Origin of the sequence: uncultured Corynebacterium sp., from assembly GCF_902782855.1 — a bacterium.
GTDB lineage: Bacteria > Actinomycetota > Actinomycetes > Mycobacteriales > Mycobacteriaceae > Corynebacterium.
Genome location: NZ_CACZOO010000141.1, coordinates 1 through 3,726 on the forward strand (window position 1 = coordinate 1; position 3,726 = coordinate 3,726).

At 68.0% G+C, this 3,726-nt stretch carries 3 protein-coding genes; all 3 read right to left on the reverse strand.

Annotated elements, in window-relative coordinates:
* On the reverse strand, positions 1-1,466 hold a 1,466-nt coding region (locus QZV72_RS06540; RefSeq protein ID WP_297006474.1), incomplete at its 3' end, for a BCCT family transporter.
* 146 nt (positions 1,467-1,612) lie between these two features.
* Entirely contained in the window at positions 1,613-3,466 is a 1,854-nt protein-coding gene (locus tag QZV72_RS06545) for an HSP90 family protein (RefSeq protein WP_297006470.1), read from the reverse strand.
* A partial coding sequence (locus QZV72_RS06550; RefSeq protein WP_297006472.1) for a hypothetical protein occupies positions 3,459-3,726 on the reverse strand: 268 nt, incomplete at its 5' end. The genes QZV72_RS06550 and QZV72_RS06545, both read right to left, overlap by 8 nt.

Sequence of the window (3,726 nt, forward strand, 5' to 3'; positions counted from 1 at the left end):
ATCGTCAGGTTCTGCAGACCCTCCAGCGCATTCTCCCCACCGGCGAGGAGCATGACCACCGCGATACCCATCATGCACAGGCCCCAGAACACGACGATGGTCTTGCGGGGCTCGGGGTTTCCCCTCTCCGACAGGGTGCCCATCACCAGGGACGCCGAGTCCGCCGAGGTGACGAAGAAGACCGCGAGAACGAACATGATGAGGAACGGGGTGATCCCGGCCAACGGGAGATTGTCGAACATCGAGAACAGGATCTGCTCGGAGGACGCGTCCCCGTCCATCCCCTCGGCGCCGTCGCGGTGCTGGGTGATGGCGGTGCCACCGAAGATCGTGAACGCGAGCACGAGGATCGCCGTCGGGACCAGAGTGGTGACCGTGGCGAACTCGCGGAGGGTACGGCCCCGGGAGATCCGGGCGATGAACATCCCGACGAACGGGGTCCATGCGATCCACCACGCCCAGTAGAACGCGGTCCAGGACGCCTGGAAGTCGACGGTCTCCTGACCCCAGGACAGGGACTTGCCCATCATCTCGACCAACCCGGAGATATAGGACGCCACCCCTGAGGGCACCAGGTTGAGCAGGAACAGGGTCGGCCCGACGAGGAAGACGAACAGTATCAGGCCGAGGGTGAGGGTGATGTTCAGGTTGGAGAGGTACCGGACCCCCCGGGAGACCCCGGAGACGGCGCTGATGATGAACGCCATGGTGAGCACCGCGATGATGATGATGAGGACACTGTTGCCGAGTTTCCCGGCCCCGGAGACGATCTCCACCCCCGAGCCGATCTGGATCGCGGACAGTCCGAGGGTGGCGGCGGTGCCGAACAGGGTGGTGATGATCGCCATGATGTCGACCAGCCGCCCGGCCACGCCCTCGGTCCGCCGCTCGCCGAACAGTGTGCGGAACACCGAGGACAGCAACGAGACGCGGCCGCGACGGTAGGTACTGTAGGCCAGTGCTCCGCCGACCAGTGCGTAGAGGGACCAGGGGGACAGCCCCCAGTGGAAGTGTGACTGGGCCATCGCCTGGTGGAGGGCCTCCGGGGTGTCCGCCTCGACGGTGTGCGGTGGCGGGGACATGTAGTACCACAGCGGTTCCGAGGGGCCGAAGAAGAAGATGCCGACCCCGATACCGGCACCGAACATCATGGCGATCCAGGAGAACCGGGAGAACTCCGGCTCCTCGTCGTCCTTACCGAGCTTGATATTCCCGAACCGCGAGAACGCCAGGTAAACCATGACGACCAGTGCGGTGATCATGACGGTGTTCAGCAACCAGCCGGTGTTCTCCATCGCCCAGGAGAACATCGTCGAGGACACCGAGGACACCGAATCCGGGCTGGTGACACCCCAGACTATGAAGGCGAGGACCAGAGCGGCGGTGGTCCCGAAGACCAACCTGTCCACTCCGAACCGGTTGCGTTGCTCGTCGACACTGATGCCGGGAACCAGTCCCGGGTGCATGTCATCGGGGTAGAGCCCCACCGCTCCGCGGAGAGTCCCGGGATCAGTGGGGTGGACGGTCGGACTGTCAGGTGACTCTGGTTCAGCCATCCCCCCAGCGTAGCGGTAAGCCTCTTTACCACGGTCATCCACGTGCGGACCTGCACCTACACCTCCGGCCCGAGGGAGAGGGCGACGAGATCCGACAGCGAACCGGTGAGCAGGGCCCGCTCACGGGTCCCCAGCGGGTGGCGTCCCGCCAGCAGCGCCTGCACGTACAGCAGTCGCGTGGTCCGGGAGACGACCATGTCATCGCCCGTCCCGGCGAGCTGACGGACCAGCGGACTGGACCAGTTGAGACAGAGCACGGACAGCGGTCCTGCCTCCCCGTCGGCGGGGATGGCGGTGCGGAAGGCGAGGTCGACCGTGTCGAGGATGCCCGCCCACCGGTCAGTCGTCCGGCCCTTCGCGTCCCGCCGGTCCCTAGAGGCCGTGGCGTCCCGGTCGGTGACGAAGACCGCCGGCAGATCCGAGGGCTCGAAGACCCGCACGGCTCCCCGGACACCGTGGCCCCCGAGAGACTCGGTGACACGCTGTTCCAGGGCGGTGACCTGACCGGACACCGCCAACGGCGGAACCTCCAGCAGGTCGAGGGACGCACGCAGGTCCGCCGTGGAGACGGTGACCCCGTCGAAGACCCGGGGGAGCATCCGTACCAGCTCACTGTCATGGACGTAGCCTCCGTTGACCACCATCGGCGTGTCCGCGGTAGGGTTCGGCGGCGTGAGCGCGGCGATCTGCCGGAAATCGTCGAGTCCCCGGGATATCTGCAGTGACCGGCCGGAGTCGGTGAGACGGTCCCTGATCTCCGTGGCGGTCAGGCGGCCGTCCGTTGTCTCGAAGGAGAGGAACGGCAGCACGGTCGCCGCCAGTTCCCCGTCGGAGACGCAGAGCTGGCGCAACGCCAGGTCATGGACTGCGGTGAACTCACGGAGCCGGTGCGGCGCCGACCGTGCCATGGTCAGCAACCAGGTCCGGATCCGCTGCCCGACATGTTCGCGGGAGGCGGCGAGGGCGGCGTCCTCCACCAGGGACTCACGGGAGGCCGTGGGAGAAACCTGGGTGGAGTCGATCTCACATTCGACGAAGAACGCCCAGGGGGGAAGCAGCGGGGTAGGCCCGTGGGCCACCAGCATCCGGTTGACGTAGACACTGTGCTCACGGGTCCTGTGGGGTGCCTGCGGGGTGGGCAGGACGTAGGCCACTCCCTGCAGCCCCGGGCTGTCCGGCCCCGCCAGGTCGATGACGTCGAACGGGGAGCGGCCCAACCTCGCCCGGCCGGCGGCCAGGCGGGTGGGCTTGTCCACTCCGGCGACGAACACCGGGTCCGTGGTGATTCCCGTGCGCCGCGCTCCCTCTACCGTGATCGCCACCGGTAGATAGCGGCCGTACTCCGCGGCGATGCGCTTCACCGTGTCCTCGGTGAGCAGGGCGCGTTCATCAGGACGCGGGGTGAGGTGCGTGGACGTGCCGACCGGCAATGCGGCCGTCTGGTCGTCGGTGAGTTCGGTGAGCTCGAAGGTGCCGTCGGTGAACCCGGTCCACCGGACCGCCCGCGCCCCGGGGTTCGCCGACCGGGAGACCATCGTGATGCCGTCGGCGACCATGAAGCAGCTCAGCAGACCGACGCCGAACTGGCCGAGCCGACGCTCACGTTGCAGACCGAACTCGTCACGCTTGGAGGTGCGGCCGACGGTGGTGAGCAGGTCACGGGCCTCGTCGGCGGTCAGTCCGGAGCCGGTGTCCGTGAGGGTGAAGGTGGCCCGGTCGGCGGTGAGGGGCCGGATCCTGATCTCGGCGGGGGCGGTCGGGTCGGCCTCGCGCCGGGCGGCGACGGCGTCCACCCCGTTCTGCAGCAGTTCCCGCAGGTAGACGCGGGGTCCGGAGTAGATGTGGCGGCTGAGCAGGTCGATTACCCCGCCGAGGTCGACCTGGAAGGTGTTCTGGTCCCCGCTACGCACCGGTGCCACCCTCCGGGGTGCCGGCCGGGCCTTGCTCCAGGGTCTGCTCCAGGGTCTGCTCCAGTTCATCGGCCCGGCTCTGCCACCGGTCAGCGTCCTCCGTGCGGCCCAGGTCCCCGGTGAGTTGGGCGAGGGTGCGGAAGTGGTTCACACGGTTCTGCGGGGACACTCCCGGCAGGCGCACGGCCTTCTCCAGCATGGTCACCGCCGCGGGCAGGTCATCGCTCCACACCGCGTACTGCGCGCCGTGGAACAGCTGG